Genomic DNA, 15,304 nt, shown 5'->3' on the forward strand with positions numbered 1-15,304 from the left:
ATTTACTGTAACTTTTTTAGTCTACAAAAATAGTGCGGATGACAAGACCCCATACAGCATCGGCTCCTTTATAACCAATTTGTACACTTTTGTCATTTGAAGAAGCCTCTCGATTAATATGGAATGTTACAGACGGTGAGAATAACGATACAATTAAAGTAAAAATAATTAGAAAAGGAAAATGATATATTTGAATGACATAACAAAATATTCACTATAATCTAATCATATAGCGCAAGGAAAACTTCATCTAAACTTCCGATATATAAGTGTCTTTTAAACTCATTTTTTTATAAACCTTATCTGTATGATTCTTATGAATCTTTTCCCCGTCTCACTCGTATATACTAAAAGAGTGATTGATTTGAAAGGAGATCTGTTTGTGGGATATATTTTGTTATTTTCGGTTGTGATCGGTCTGATTTTGACCCTTTTGCTCACACCGCTCAGATTGTTCGTTAGAAAGAAAGGAACAGAACAGCAGGTTCCGCTTGTGTGGATTGCAGGCCTTGCTTTGCTGTTCATGGTCGGTATTTTTATTTTCTATTACATCACCAATTTAGATCGTAACCCTTCATCCCTATGGTTGATTGGACTTGTTGTGACAGCAGCAGGCGCCTTTTTGTCAGTTGGATTGGAGCGTAAGATCAAAGGCGTGCTGTTTCTTATTCTATTACTGCTCGGGGTTTATATGGCGACAGCTTTTCTATTCAATGCGAATGAGAAATTTGATGTCTCCAAAATGGAACAAAAAGTGGAAATCAAAGCGTTTGATGAGACGGAAACACCTGCAAGTGTACCGCCTCAATTCGCTCGGAACAAAATGAAGAAATCGTTTGGACAGGTTCCGAACACAAGCTACTATGAGCTTGGCAGCCTGCAAATCCAGAAGGTCAACGGTGAGTATGTGTACATCGCCCCAGTGGAATTCTCGGACTTCTTTAAATGGATTCGTTCGGGCAGTACGCCGGGTTACTTTACATTAAGTGCGACCGACTCATCTGCTAATCCAAAGTTTGTAAAAACAGAGATGGTTTATACGCCTTCCTCTTATTTCAACAAAGAAATTGAGCGGCATATCCGGCTTCAGTACCCTGATTTGATTTTCTACGGCGACACCCAGCTGGAAATCAATGATGATGGTAAGCCTTATTACATTCGCACGTATGGAGATTTTATCTCTGCCCGAAACGGCTTTAAAGCTTCCGGCGTAGTCGTTGTTGATGCCAAAACAGGTGCAACGAAGAAATATGCTCTAGATCAAGTACCTGCTTTTATTGATGGTGCTGTTTCACCAGAAGCGGTCAGTCTGCAAAACAGTTATTTCGGAAACTATATTCACGGGTTCTGGAACAGTATGTTTGGAAAATCAGATGTGAAGCTACCTTCAGATGAAGGAACAGAAGCCAATGTAAGTCCAGTGTTTGATTCAAAAGGAGATATGTATTACTTCACAGATTTCACAAGTCCGAAAGAGGGCGTTGATTCGATGCTTGGGTATGCCCTGACAAATGCCCGGACAGGAAAAGCGACTTACTATACCGGTAATCTTGAAGAGTCCTACATGGATTCTCAAGGTGCTCTGCAAATTATTGAAAAACGATTCATCGAGAAGAAATGGAAAGGGCGCATGCCCATTCTCTATAATTTCTATGGAGAAGCCAGCTGGCTCACACCGGTTCTCGATTCAAATGGATTCCTGCAAAACTACTTTATCGTTTCTGCAGCCAATCCTGAAATCGCTGCGTACGCTTCAACACCAAACGAAGCATTGAGAGCCTATAAGACAGCTCTTCAAAAAGGCGGCGGCACCGTCAACAGTTCATCTAAGCAGGAAAAGAAAGAAGCTACAGGAAAAGTCAAACGAGTCTATAAAGAAAAGACCGGTGATTATACAACCGTCACCTTCCTGCTAGACGATGGGAAAAGCTACACCATGTCATCTGAAAAAGAACCTCTTGTCATTTATTTAAAAGAAGGCGATCAGGTCACCATGAAATACACAGATACAGGTGAAATCTTCCTTCCAGTTGATGAAATCAAAATCAAAGGATTATAAAAAAAGACGTTTCTCCTACTGAGGAGAAGCGTCTTTTCTCTCTTTCCTTAACAATTCAACGAGCAATTCTTTATTTTTATTTCCCCCTGTCATGGGTGACTCGACATAGGAGAATTTTCGTTTGAAATCCATTCCTCTCACAGAAATGACAGCCAATTCACCGCCAATGCTGCCTCGCTGGAGGACATATTTAGATAAAACGGAAAGCCCCATTCCGTGGATCACAGCTTCTTTAATCGCTTGATTGCTGCTAAATGTCACAAAGGTCCGTGCTTTCAGTCCATTTGATTTCAGGACGTGCTGTAAGTATTCTCCGGTACCTGATCCCTCTTCTCTTGTGATCCATGTTTCGTTCTGCAGTTGATCAATCGTGACATCCTTTTTCTTAGCAAAGGGGTGATCTAATGGCGCCACAATATAGAGCTCGTCTTCTAGAAAAGTTTCGACAGTTAGTTCTTTGTCATTGGTCTGTCCTTCGATTAAACCGATGTCGACATGGAATAAGCGGACATGTCTGGCGATCGCCTCTGTGTTATCAATGACCACCTCAATATCAACATGCGGATAGAGCTGATGAAACTCTGCCAATATTTGCGGCAGCACGTACTCTCCAATGGTGAAACTCGCCCCGATTGTCAGCTTCCCTCTTGCCAGATGATGATGCTCATAAATATCCTGCTTCGCCTGTTCATATAAACGAATAATTTGTTTTGATCGATGGTACAGCATATCCCCAGTTGGTGTAACCGTTAATTGCTTTGGCGAACGATTCAGCAGAACGGTCTGGAATTCCTGCTCCAAGTTCTTAATATGAAGACTGACACTCGGCTGAGAAATCCGCAGCTTTTGGGCTGCTTTTGTAAAGTTTTTCTCTTCCACAACTGTCACAAATGTCTTCAGTGCATCGTAATACATCGGTCCCTCTCCTATCAGAAATCTTAATCCAAAACCTTTCATATATATATCTTACTAATTCCTTCCCAGTGCGTAAAGAAGCGCTTACTGAAAACAATTTAATAAAAATATTTACTAACTTTTTTAAAGACTCTATACTAGGAGGAGATATTTTCTATAGGAGGTGCTGATTTGGCAGCTAAAATAAAGGACATTGCTGAAAAAGCTGGATTATCCATTGCGACTGTATCTCGCGTACTGAACCAAGATCCCAACCTATCTGTCACGGATCAAACACGCGAAAAAGTATACGCCGCCGCAGAAGCTTTGTCCTATCAAAAGAAAACATTCAAACATTCATTAAAAAAAATCGCCTTTCTCTATTGGATGACCGAAAAGGAAGAGCTTGAAGATATTTATTTTAAATCCATTCGACTGGGCATTGAGGAACTGACCAATACTCGGAGTTTAAATGTCACCGCTTACAATCCATCTGATGGGCTTCATTCCATTGATCCTTCTACAGAAGGGATCATCGCCATCGGCCGATTTAAAACGTCAGAGCTTGATCAATTATATGCAATCACCCAGCATATCGTTTTTATTGATACGTCACCGGATGAAGACCGTTTTGATTCTGTAAAGCCAAACCTGAAACGAATTGTTGAAAAGATCATCGATTCTTTTATTGAAAAAGAGCACACATCTATTGGATTCATTGGCGGCACAGACCTTGACCTGAATACGAATGTGCATATTCCAGATATTCGCGAAACGACTTTCCGTGAATATATGATGGCTCACAATGTCCTTGATGAGCGATTGGTCTATGTCGGTCATCATTTCTCAGTAGATGAAGGGTATTCGCTGATGATGAAGGCGATTGATGAGCTTGGTGATGACCTGCCCACCGCTTTTTGTGTCGCTAGTGATCCTCTTGCCATCGGCTGCTTACAAGCATTAAACGAGCGCGGATTTTCTCTGCCGAACCGCGTGAGCGTCTTTAGTATCAACGATATTCATGTGTCTCAATATGTGTCACCACCGCTCACCACGTATCATATCCACACGTCTTTACTTTGTGAAACAGCTGTCGATTTACTGTTAGAAAGACTTGTGGACGGCAGAACATTACCTAAAACTGTGCTGATTGCCTCAGAACCTGTCTTTCGAAAAAGTACGATATAAACAACTAGAAGCCCCGTCCAATGTGGAGGGCTTCTTTTCTCTCTATATGAGTAAAAAATTTTACTTAATAAATTTAATGAAATATGTTTACATTTTTTACTTAAGTTGATATTCTCACATTAAGAAAGCGTTTTCTTATCATCTGTGAAAATAGAACGAGAGGGGATTACCAATGAAAAAGGGAAAATGGGCGACATTATCAGCAGTCGTTGGTACTGCTGTGCTTCTGCTTTCAGCTTGCGGACCGGGAGATGACAATTCAAGCGGTACACAGCCGGCATCTACAGGTACAAAGACCTTGCTAGTGTGGGAGGATGTCAAAAAGTCTGATGGGATTCAAGACGCTGTAAAAGAATTCGAAAAACAAAATGATGTGAAAATCAAAGTGGTCGAAAAAGCTTATGCCGACCAAATTGAAGCTCTACGTCTAGATGGCGCAGCTGGGACAGGTCCAGACGTCATCACGATGCCTCACGATCAAATTGGATCAGCTGTCACTGAGGGGCTATTACAGGAAATCAAACCAGATCAAAAAGTGATTAACTCCTTCACAGACGAATCGATTCAATCACAAACGGTAGACGGCAAGCTGTATGGTCTTCCTAAATCCGTTGAAACGACGGTGCTTTTCTATAATAAAGACCTTGTCAAAAAGGCACCAACGACACTTGATGGCTGGTATGATCTATCGAAAAAGCTGACAAAAGACGGAAAGTACGGCTTTGTTGCGAAATGGGATGAAATTTACTATGCGCAAAGTGTTTTAGGCGGATCTGGGGGCTATATTTTCAAGCAGAAAAGCGATGGCTCTTATGATGTTAATGACATTGGTCTGAACAACGATGGCGCCATCCAAGGCGGAGAATACATTCAAAAATTCTTTAGCGAAGGGCTTTTCCCGAAAGGCATCATTGGTGAACAAGGAATCAATGTCCTCAACTCCTTATTCACAGAGAAAAAGGCGGCAGCTGTCATTTCTGGTCCATGGTCATTTGGTCCATATAAAGAGGCGGGTATTGACTATGGCGTGGCCGAGCTGCTAACACTCCCTAACGGAAAACATATGAGCTCATTCTTAGGTGTAAAGAGCTACAACGTCTCCTCTTATTCTAAAAATAAAGAACTTGCTGAGAAATTTGTTGAGTTTATCACGAACGAAAAAAATTCGAAGAAGCGCTTTGAATTGACAGAGGAAATTCCACCAGTGAAAAAACTGATGAAAGATCCAATCATTACGGAAAACGCTAATGCGGATGCTGTTTCAAAACAAACGAAATATGCCACGCTGACACCGAACAATCCTGAAATGGCAGAAGTGTGGAAGCCGATTGATAGTGCATTAGGTCTCATTGCAACTGGTCGTACAGATGTGAAAAAGGCATTTGATGATGCGGTCAATCAAATCGACTCTCAAATTAAAGCAAATCACTCCAAATAACCATCAAATGCGGGTAGTCTATCAAGCTGCCCGTAGTTGATCTAATTTCATATGAAGTAGGTGTTAGACGTGACGGGTAACCTTGAACTAGACCGCACACACACAGTGGAATCAAAGACACACCGGAGACGGGCGCTAATGTTCTCCTTTATACCCGGGATGGGGCAGATATACAACAAACAATACGGCATAGGGGCACTCTTTTTCCTGTTTGGCGTCTCTTTTTTGATTGTATTTTATGATTTATTCAATATTGGCTTTTGGGGACTGTTCACACTGGGGACGATGCTGCCTCGTGACAACTCTGTTTTTCTTTTAGCCAAAGGGATTATTGCGCTGTTAACAGCTGGTTTTGGTATCGGCTTTTATGTACTCATGATGCGTGATGCTTTTATGAATGGAAAGAAACGGGATCAAGGGGTACCACTTCATTCCATCCGTGCTCAATATCATCAGCTCATCGATCAAGGCTTCCCTTACTTAATGAGCACTCCTGCTTTCTTTTTACTTCTATTTTCTGTTGTCTTTCCTATTATGTTCAGCTTTGCGCTTGCCTTTACGAACTATGATTTATACCACTCGCCTCCTGCCAATCTGATCGACTGGGTAGGAATCAAGAACTTTCAAAATATCTTTTCCATTGATATTTGGAGAGACACCTTCATTGATGTACTTGGCTGGACCGTCGTATGGACTTTGGCTGCGTCGACCCTTCAATGTGCCATCGGCATCTTTTTAGCGGTTCTGCTCAATCAGAAGGATTTAAAGGGAAAACGGTTTTTTAGAACGATTTTGATTCTTCCTTGGGCTGTTCCGGGCTTTGTGACCATTTTGGTGTTTGCTGGACTGTTCAATGATACCTTTGGTGCCATTAACAATACACTTTTTGCATCGATAGGGATTGATCCAAAACCATGGCTCACAGATCCATTTTGGAGCAAAATTGCCCTTATTGCGATGCAGACTTGGCTTGGATTCCCTTTTGTTTTCATTATGACAACAGGCGTTTTGCAGGCGATTCCCGAGGATTTATATGAGGCTGCGACCATCGATGGAGCCAATTTTTTTCAGAAATTCCGGTCCATCACGTTACCGCTTGTTCTCTATTCCATTGCACCCATCCTTATCACACAATATACGTTTAACTTTAACAACTTTAATATTATCTACTTATTTAATGGCGGGGGACCGCCTGTTGCGGGGTCAACCGCTGGAGGAACGGACATCTTGGTTTCTTGGATTTATAAACTTACGATGCAGTCCTCTCAATATGCACTCGCTGCGGCTGTCACGATTTTACTTTCAATCTTTGTCATCGCCATTGCACTCTGGCAGTTTAAGAGAACGAATTCATTCAAAGAGGAGGACATGATGTGATATGGGATCACAACAAAACAAGCTCATTCGCCTGAGCATTACTTATTTTATCCTTTTCATTGCCTCCATTTGTATTCTATATCCACTGCTTTGGACAATCGGTGCTTCCTTTAATCCTGGAAACAGCCTCATGAGTACAAGTATGTTTCCGAAGAATCCAACGTTCAGCCACTTTACCGAGCTCTTTTTCGGTCAGGGAGCACTTTATGCAAAATGGTATTGGAATTCAATGAAGATCAGTATTACGACTATGCTCTTAACGTTAATTCTTGTCAGCTTTACAGGCTATGCCTTTTCCAGATTCCGTTTCAAAGGACGGAAAAATGGGCTGATGCTCTTTTTGCTGCTGCAAATGATTCCGCAATTTTCAGCGCTGATTGCGATTTTTGTTTTGGCTCAAATGCTTGGACTGATTAACAGCCACCTTGCACTGATTTTGATTTATGCAGGCGGGCAAATTCCGATGAATACGTATTTAATGAAAGGCTATCTTGATGCGATTCCGAAGGATCTCGATGAATCAGCCAGAATGGACGGCGCAGGGCATTTCCGGATTTTCATCCAAATTATTATGCCGCTTGCTAAGCCGATTTTGGCGGTTGTCGCCATCAACTCTTTTACAGGACCACTGGGTGATTTCATCATCTCCAGTGTCATTGTCCGCTCACCCGAAATGTATACGCTCCCGATCGGTCTGTACAATCTTGTGTCAGACAAAATGGGGGCCAGCTACACGACCTTTGCAGCCGGGGCTTTACTCATTGCGATTCCAGTCGCTTTATTGTTTCTTGTTTTACAAAAACAATTTGTATCCGGCCTCACACAAGGCGGGACAAAAGGATAAGGGGAGATTTGATGAAAAAAAGGATGCTCGTCACGGTTGTCGTTTTCTTTTTTATGGGGTTAGGTATTTTGCCTGAAGCAAAAGCCGATACGATTTCTGTTCAGCCGATCAATGGACTGCAAGGTGATTTCATCAAAGGAGCCGATATCTCTATGCTTGCAGAAGTAGAGAGAAGCGGCGGCAGATACTTCGACCAGAACGGAAAACAGGTGGACCCGCTCAAGCTATTAAAGGAAAAAGGCGTCAACTATGTGCGCATTAGACTGTGGAACCATCCATTCGACAACCAAGGCCGTTCCTATAACGGCGGGACAAATGATTTAAACACAGCCATCGCTCTATCGAAACGTGCAAAAGCACAAAATATGAAAGTGCTGCTTGATTTTCACTACAGTGATTTCTGGACTGATCCTGGTAAACAGTTCAAACCGAAAGTGTGGGCATCTCTTTCACAAAACGATTTAGTAAAAGCGGTCGGCACTTACACAGGGGATGTACTCAAAGCGATGAGAGCACAAAATGCCCTTCCGAACATGGTTCAGGTTGGGAATGAACTGAACTCAGGCATGCTGTGGCCAAATGGAAAGAGCTGGGGTGAAGGCGGCGGGGAATTTGACCGGCTCGCCGCTTTGCTAAAGGCTGGCACAAATGCTGTCCGCTCTGTCGATTCTAACATCAAAATCATGCTTCACCTTGCACACGGAGGGGACAATGGTGCGTCCCGCTGGTGGTTTGATGAAATCACAAAACGAGGCGTCTCATTCGATACGATCGGTCTATCTTATTACCCGTATTGGGACGGTGGATTTAATGGTCTGACGTCTAATATGAATGATATTAGTGCCCGCTATCACAAAGACGTGATTGTTGTGGAAACCGCCTATGGGTTTACGACAGCAAATGGCGACAACCTAGAGAATTCATTTAATCAAGACTCTGTCAAAACAGCCGGCTACCCGGCTTCACCTCAAGGTCAGGCATCTTTTATACGAGATCTATCAGAGAAAATTTCACAAGTGAAAAACAATTGCGGAAAAGGGTTCTTTTATTGGGAGCCGCTTTGGATTCCAGCGAAAGGCGCTCCGTGGTCTAGTCAATACGGGCTGGCTTATATCCAAACAACCGGTACAGTCGGAAATGCTTGGGAAAATCAAGCGATGTTTGATTTCAACGGAAAAGCACTGCCTTCTCTTGATGTATTTAAACAAATGACACCGTAATTAAAAGGATAGGACGTGACAAAATGGGAAAGCGTTACCCACTCGTTCACCCAAATGTGAAAGGCTTTTTGCATGGTGGCGATTATAATCCAGATCAATGGCTCCATATGCCGGAGATCATTGACGAAGATTTTCGATTAATGAAGCTTGCACACTGTCAAACATTCTCCATCAACATTTTCGCATGGAGTAAGCTAGAGCCAAAAGAAGGGCAGTATGATTTTGCATGGCTGGATGACATCATGGACCGCTTGGCAGCTCAGGGGGCTCACGCCATTCTCGCAACGCCAAGCGGGGCAAGACCTGCTTGGCTGTCACAAGCATATCCAGAGGTATTGCGCGTCGAAGCGAACCGTCAGCGTAATTTACATGGACTGCGCCATAATCATTGCTTCACCTCACCGGTTTATCGAGAAAAAACGAATACACTCAACCGGCTGCTGGCTGAACGCTACAAGGATCATCCAGCACTGATCATGTGGCACATTTCGAATGAGTACGGCGGCGAATGTCATTGTGATCTTTGCCAGGAAGCATTTCGGGACTATTTGAAAGATAAATACAATCATGACCTTGAAGCTTTGAATCAAGCATGGTGGACGGGTTTTTGGAGCCACACGTATAGTGACTGGTCACAAATCGAATCACCTGCACCGCACGGGGAGCACATGATTCACGGGATGAACCTAGACTGGAAGCGCTTTGTCACAGCGCAAACGATCAATTTTTATCAAAATGAAATTGAACCGCTGCGGGAATTGACGCCTCATATCCCGGTGACCACCAACTTTATGGGCGACTACCCGCATATGCGCCCATTCCTTGGGCTGGATTATCATCAATTTGCAAAAGAGGTCGACGTGATTTCATGGGATAGCTATCCAGCATGGCATAGCGGCAGGGAAACAACCGCCGAATTAGCGTCAAACGTCGCCTTCGTTCACGATTTATATCGTTCATTAAAGGACGGTCAGCCATTTCTCGTTATGGAGAGTACACCGAGCCTTGTGAACTGGCATGAAGTGAATAAGGTCAAACACAAAGGAATGGCACACCTTTCTGCCATACAGGCGATTGCCCACGGATCAGACTCCGTGCTTTACTTCCAGTGGCGCCAAGGCCGAGGTGCCTCCGAGAAATTCCATGGCGCCGTAGTCGATCATTCCGGGCATGAACATACGCGCGTGTTTCAAGAAGTCGCTGATCTAGGGAAACAATTGGAGCAGCTGCAGCCCATTGCGGGCACGTCCGTACAACCAGAAGTCGCCATCATATACGATTGGGAAAACCACTGGGCCATTGATGATGCACAAGGCTTAAATAATACAAACAAACGCTATGTAGAGGCTTGTCAAACTCACTATCGAAGCTTTTGGAAAAAAGGCATCCCTGTTGACATTGTCGGCATGGAAAAGGATTTCTCATCCTATCGTGTGCTGGTTGCTCCAATGCTCTACATGATCAAACCAGGCGTCGCAGAAAAAATCGAAGCCTTTGTCAAAAAGGGCGGTATTTTTATCGCGACATATTGGAGCGGCATGGTCGACGAAAATGACCTATGTTTCCTCGGTGGTTTCCCCGGCCCTCTCCGTCATGTACTTGGCATATGGGCTGAGGAAATCAACACATTGATGCCAGATGAACATGTGTTAATAACCACAGGAAATGGACGCACCTACCATGTCGGGCAATATTGCGAATCCATTCATCCTGAAACGGCTTCTGTGTTAGGGCATTTTGAGAATGGCTGCTATGAAGGACAGCCAGCCCTTACTGTCCATCCTTTTGGAGATGGAAAAGCATACTATATGGCTTCCGAAAATGAGCAGATTTTTTATGATGAGTTTTACGAGGATCTCATCGCAGGAATGGGTATACAGCCCGTCCTATCATCTGTGATTCCAGAGGGAGTTAGTGTACAAAAACGAACAGATGGGTCGCAGGACTATGTATTTATGATGAATTTTACAGAAGAGCTGCAGAACATATCACTAGATTCAGCGGAAAGCTATGAAAATATGCTGACTGAAGAGCAGGTGCCAGACCAGCTTCAGCTTGACCCTTACGAGTACGTCATCTTGAAAAAATAATTTGAAAGAAGCGTTCATTCATTGGACGCTTCTTTTATTTTAATGATTCTAAACACCTATATAAATATATTCACTTGTAGAAATGCCCTTGAATCGTTATATTTTATCTAAATTTTTTGACATGTTTGATACCGCGCCGTGAATGGATTCACCATCCTTTTTTACCATTGTATAGGTATGAAAGCGGTTGCCTAATACTCATATTTTTGATACCCTTTTTTTCAATGCAGATATGGGACTGCATTGTCATAAAAAGAGCAAGAAAATGTAAACGGTTTATTGTAGGGGGAGGGACTTATGTTAACGTTTGTTGGATTATTGATTATTTTAACGATTGTTGTATTGCTGATTTGGGGGAAAACAAGTCCAATTGTTGCCATGGTCATGGTGCCTTTAATCGGGGCATTCATCGCAGGATTTGGAATCAATGACATTCAATCTTTCTTTGAAGAGGGGATTATCAAAGTACTGCCAGTGGCGACCATGTTCATCTTCGCCATTTTATTTTTTGGTATTTTACAAGATACAGGGTTCTTTGAACCTGTAATAAAAACACTGATTAAACTGACAAAGGGAAATGTTGTCACGGTTGCGATGGGAACAGCTCTAATAGGAGTCATCGCTCATTTAGACGGAGCAGGAGCGACTACATTTTTATTAACTGTACCTGCACTGCTTCCACTTTATAAAAAATTACATATGAGTCCGTACTTATTGCTGTTATTGATCGGAACAAGTGCCGGCTTAACGAATATGGTGCCGTGGGCTGGCCCCACAGGACGGGCAGCGAGTGTCCTTAATATGGACCCATCTGAACTTTGGGTGCCGCTCATTCCCATTCAGCTCATTGGGGTCGTTCTCGTATTAGGAATGGCATTTATTTTAGGAAAAAGAGAAGAAAAACGCATTCGGGTCAAAATCGCCGCAAATGAAATCGCTGCTGTTCAATTAGAAGGCGCAGATTGGGACCGGGCTATTCAATCCATTAGCGAGACAGGTGATGCCGCTTTAAAACGTTATCACTTGATGTGGGTGAATTTCATTCTGTTTGTAGCCGTTGTTGTCCTTCTTGTGCTCAACGTGATTCCGGCTAGTTATATGTTTATGATTGGTCTTTCTCTCGCACTATTAATTAACTATCCGAAAGTGGATGTACAAATGGAGAGAATCAAGGCGCATGCACCTAGTGCACTCATGATGGCTGCCGTTATTTTCTCCGCAGGTTCATTTTTAGGAATTCTCGAAGGAACGGGCATGCTAAAAGCTATTGCTGTGGACAGCATTCAGATTCTACCTGCTTTCCTGCTTCCATTTTTACATATCATTGTTGGGATGTTTGGGGTACCGCTGGATATGCTGACAAGCACAGACGCCTATTATTATGCTCTACTTCCAATTGTCGAATCGATTACATCTGAGGTTGGCGTGTCGGGCACTTCCGCTGCGTATGCCATGATGATTGGAAACATCATCGGAACCTTTGTCAGTCCACTCGCTCCAGCCGTTTGGCTTGCGATAGGTCTTGCGGGAGTCGATATGGGGAAACATATCCGCTACTCCTTCTTTTGGATGTGGGGATTCAGTATTATCCTTCTGTTCGTGGCGATGCTGATCGGTATCATTTAAAAAAGAAAGACATGCGTACAACGACGCATGTCTTTTTCTTTGTATTTATGAAGGATATTCACTCGTGTGAATGTCTGTTTTCGGCTTTCTAATAAGAGACATCAATCCAATGATAAACAATAGAACCATTGGAGCAAATGCAAGGCCGACTGTTCCAATTAAAAGAGTCACAGCAGACACCAAGAAAAGAATACCTGAAAGCACGGCACGGCGGTCTGTTTTCAAGAAAATCACACCGACAATCGATAGCACAGCCGCAATTGCGGAAACGACCATGAACTGCGTACCAAATGCATTGACAGAAGCTTGAAGCGTTTCAATCGGCAATGTTTCTCCTTCCTCTTGTAACACTTCATTGATTTCATCATAAAATGATGGACCTAAGGAGAGAATTAATGCTCCAAATCCAACTCCAATGACATTGAGGACAATACTAATAATCCCCATAATTTTTTCACCTTTACGTCTAATCATGTGTAAACCTCCTAAAAAGTTAAATTAACATTAACTGCCTGTTTTCACTTCTCGCTTTTGGAAGACAATCAGGGCAATGGCCAAGAAAATAGCCCAATAGATGACTAGGACTGTTAATGAGAATCCGAGAGACATACCTTCGATAAGAGTAACCTCTTCCATAAAATATTGAGATGGATCATTTGCAAATAACAAATATTTTGCCCAATCAAAGAAGAGCATTAAAATACCTGTAATTGATCCACCCACAATATAAGCTAACACACTAATAGCGATGGAGATAGCTTCACTTCTAAATACTGTAGAAATGGCGAACGAAAGTGTTCCCAGTACGACAAACATTGCACAATGAGCAAGATAATAAAAGACCATATTTGCAAACTGCGAACGTTCAATCACTTCACCATTTTGATAGACCAAATTCACATAATCAGTGTTGAGGCCGAAGAAAATGGCACCCAATATAAATGACAAGATAAACAGTACCACAACAAGTAAAAGAGCATATAGCTGCACCGTAATATATTTAGATATTAGGATCTTTAGCCTTGATGGTGGGCGAATCAATAATAATTTAATTGTACCATGCTTGTATTCAGCCGAGACAATGGTGGAAGCAATAATGATCACAAACACACCTACAAGCTGAAGTAAATTGGCGTTTGTTTTCACATAATCCCATACACTGTCACTAAACTGATTAGCTGGCGGTAAGTTATGCTTGATTCGATAATCATTAATAGCGATCTCTTTTTCAAGGCTTCTTTTAAAGAAACCATTTTCTGTTTCTTTGAGTTCCTTCTTGTTCTCAGTATTCATCATTTCTAGTTGGTCTTTCCAAGCTCCGGATGATTGATCTTCGTCATTTGTTTTAAGTGCAAAGATCAGTGTGGCAATCATACCCAAAACAAGAAGTCCAACCATAATCCAAGTTCCAACACGATAACTGATCTTCATCCACTCGTTTTGAATGAGGCGAATCATACGTCTGCCTCCTTTTTACCTGTTAAGCTTAAGAACTTATCTTCTAAGGTTTGTTTTTCTATTTTGATTTCGTACAAATGAATGGACGCGTCACTCAAATGACGAATCAATTCCGGCATTTTCTCTTCTGGCAAGGAGAAGAATAAATACTGCTCCTCTTCTCTTACAGTCGTGCCTTCCTCAAATACACCAATGAGCTTCTGCGCTTCTTCCAGCTCACCGGATGCGACCTTCATTCGATAATTGACCAGTTCGTCTTGATTCGTCTCTGTACGCTGATCCTCAATCGCAATCAGCTTTCCTTTTTGGATAATCGCAAAACGATCACACATCAATTCCATTTCTGACATGAGGTGACTTGAAACAATAACAGCCAGCCCTTCTTCCTTTGCCAGCCTTCTCAAGTAATCTCGTATCATGCGAATTCCCTCTGGATCAAGTCCATTGGTCGGCTCATCTAATATCAGCAGTTTCGGTCTATGTATAAGAGCCTGCGCAATGCCTAAACGCTGCTTCATTCCTAATGAAAACGTACGGACACGCTTATGTTTCACGTGCTGTAAGCTGACCAGCTCTAGCAGCTCATCAATTCGCCCTTCATCCACTTTCCCATTCATTCTGGCAAAGTGAACAAGATTTTGTCTGGCTGTTAAGTGATTATACATTTCTGGGTTTTCAATAATGGCACCAACATCTTGGATGGCCTGCTGATATGAGGATTGAATACTATGACCATTAATCAGAATGTCGCCAGATGTAATAGGAGAAAGACCGACCATCATACGAATGGTTGTTGTTTTCCCTGCGCCGTTTGGTCCTAAGAAGCCAAAGACTTCGCCTGCTTGGACAGAAAAGCTCAAGTCTTGAACGATCTTTTTCCCGTGAATATGCCTAGATACATTATGCAGTTCTAAAACGTTCGTCACGTTACCTCTCCTTCTTTGTCTAAGTATCATCTATCATCTATTTCCTGATAAACACCATGATCCGTTAAAAATAGAAGAACACTTCCATATGGTACAGCAATGCCCAAAAGTTGTGAAGGGGATTAGGCAAAATTTAGCGAATCATCTGCCTTTTTTAAGGTAGGGTTAAGAAAACAGCAATTTT

12 protein-coding genes are annotated in these 15,304 nt (G+C 42.5%); 8 read left to right on the forward strand and 4 right to left on the reverse strand.

Features of this window, described 5'->3' with window-relative positions; translation table 11 throughout:
• Positions 1-382 precede the first annotated feature (382 nt).
• On the forward strand, positions 383-2,059 hold the full coding sequence (locus MHH26_RS16615; RefSeq protein WP_334750603.1) for a hypothetical protein: 1,677 nt from the start codon (positions 383-385) through the stop codon (positions 2,057-2,059).
• A gap of 15 nt (positions 2,060-2,074) precedes the next feature.
• Here MHH26_RS16615 and MHH26_RS16620 read toward each other — a convergent pair whose 3' ends face one another.
• Positions 2,075-2,974 carry a LysR family transcriptional regulator gene (locus MHH26_RS16620; RefSeq protein ID WP_034660520.1) on the reverse strand — a complete coding sequence of 300 codons (900 nt, stop codon included), beginning with the start codon at positions 2,972-2,974 and terminating at the stop codon, positions 2,075-2,077.
• Between the two features lie 171 nt (positions 2,975-3,145).
• Here MHH26_RS16620 and MHH26_RS16625 point away from each other — a divergent pair, with 171 nt between their 5' ends.
• From MHH26_RS16625 to MHH26_RS16655, 7 genes are all read left to right on the forward strand, one after another.
• Positions 3,146-4,141 (forward strand): LacI family DNA-binding transcriptional regulator, encoded by a 996-nt coding sequence (locus MHH26_RS16625; RefSeq protein ID WP_095285593.1) that lies wholly within the window; start codon positions 3,146-3,148, stop codon positions 4,139-4,141.
• Positions 4,142-4,313: 172 nt separating this feature from the next.
• Positions 4,314-5,579, forward strand: a complete 1,266-nt coding sequence (locus MHH26_RS16630) for an extracellular solute-binding protein (protein ID WP_340974122.1) — start codon at positions 4,314-4,316, stop codon at positions 5,577-5,579.
• Positions 5,580-5,717: 138 nt separating this feature from the next.
• A complete protein-coding gene (locus MHH26_RS16635) occupies positions 5,718-6,956 on the forward strand; it encodes a carbohydrate ABC transporter permease (protein WP_340974423.1) in 1,239 nt (412 codons plus the stop codon).
• A 1-nt stretch (position 6,957) separates the two neighbouring features.
• Positions 6,958-7,800, forward strand: a complete 843-nt coding sequence (locus MHH26_RS16640) for a sugar ABC transporter permease (protein ID WP_106048009.1) — start codon at positions 6,958-6,960, stop codon at positions 7,798-7,800.
• An 11-nt stretch (positions 7,801-7,811) separates the two neighbouring features.
• Positions 7,812-9,020, forward strand: a complete 1,209-nt coding sequence (locus MHH26_RS16645; protein ID WP_340974125.1) for a glycoside hydrolase family 53 protein — start codon at positions 7,812-7,814, stop codon at positions 9,018-9,020.
• Between the two features lie 23 nt (positions 9,021-9,043).
• Complete coding sequence (locus MHH26_RS16650; protein ID WP_340974126.1) at positions 9,044-11,110, forward strand: beta-galactosidase; 2,067 nt, start codon at positions 9,044-9,046, stop codon at positions 11,108-11,110.
• Positions 11,111-11,407: 297 nt separating this feature from the next.
• Entirely contained in the window at positions 11,408-12,736 is a 1,329-nt protein-coding gene (locus MHH26_RS16655) for a CitMHS family transporter (RefSeq protein WP_340974128.1), read from the forward strand.
• A 45-nt stretch (positions 12,737-12,781) separates the two neighbouring features.
• Here MHH26_RS16655 and MHH26_RS16660 read toward each other — a convergent pair whose 3' ends face one another.
• The 3 genes from MHH26_RS16660 to MHH26_RS16670 are packed head-to-tail and all read right to left on the reverse strand — an operon-like array spanning position 12,782 to position 15,120.
• Positions 12,782-13,210: a DUF4064 domain-containing protein gene (locus MHH26_RS16660; protein WP_340974130.1), complete on the reverse strand. Its 429-nt coding sequence runs from the start codon at positions 13,208-13,210 to the stop codon at positions 12,782-12,784.
• A gap of 30 nt (positions 13,211-13,240) precedes the next feature.
• Positions 13,241-14,194, reverse strand: a complete 954-nt coding sequence (locus tag MHH26_RS16665) for an ABC transporter permease (RefSeq protein ID WP_034660531.1) — start codon at positions 14,192-14,194, stop codon at positions 13,241-13,243.
• On the reverse strand, positions 14,191-15,120 hold the full coding sequence (locus tag MHH26_RS16670; protein ID WP_340974133.1) for an ABC transporter ATP-binding protein: 930 nt from the start codon (positions 15,118-15,120) through the stop codon (positions 14,191-14,193). Before MHH26_RS16670 ends, MHH26_RS16665 begins: the two co-directional genes overlap by 4 nt.
• Positions 15,121-15,304: the final 184 nt, after the last annotated feature.

The sequence above is a fragment of the Bacillus sp. FSL K6-2839 genome (assembly GCF_038003365.1).
Taxonomy (GTDB): Bacteria; Bacillota; Bacilli; order Bacillales; family Bacillaceae; genus Bacillus.

What these genes read in the sequence shown, in the direction of transcription:
- MHH26_RS16620 (WP_034660520.1), bottom strand. Translation starts at nt 2,974, where the DNA reads ATGTATTACGATGCACTGAAGACATTTGTGACAGTTGTGGAAGAGAAA.
- MHH26_RS16630 (WP_340974122.1), top strand. Translation starts at nt 4,314, where the DNA reads ATGAAAAAGGGAAAATGGGCGACATTATCAGCAGTCGTTGGTACTGCT.
- MHH26_RS16635 (WP_340974423.1), top strand. Translation starts at nt 5,718, where the DNA reads ATGTTCTCCTTTATACCCGGGATGGGGCAGATATACAACAAACAATAC.
- MHH26_RS16640 (WP_106048009.1), top strand. Translation starts at nt 6,958, where the DNA reads ATGGGATCACAACAAAACAAGCTCATTCGCCTGAGCATTACTTATTTT.
- MHH26_RS16645 (WP_340974125.1), top strand. Translation starts at nt 7,812, where the DNA reads ATGAAAAAAAGGATGCTCGTCACGGTTGTCGTTTTCTTTTTTATGGGG.
- MHH26_RS16650 (WP_340974126.1), top strand. Translation starts at nt 9,044, where the DNA reads ATGGGAAAGCGTTACCCACTCGTTCACCCAAATGTGAAAGGCTTTTTG.
- MHH26_RS16655 (WP_340974128.1), top strand. Translation starts at nt 11,408, where the DNA reads ATGTTAACGTTTGTTGGATTATTGATTATTTTAACGATTGTTGTATTG.
- MHH26_RS16660 (WP_340974130.1), bottom strand. Translation starts at nt 13,210, where the DNA reads ATGATTAGACGTAAAGGTGAAAAAATTATGGGGATTATTAGTATTGTC.
- MHH26_RS16665 (WP_034660531.1), bottom strand. Translation starts at nt 14,194, where the DNA reads ATGATTCGCCTCATTCAAAACGAGTGGATGAAGATCAGTTATCGTGTT.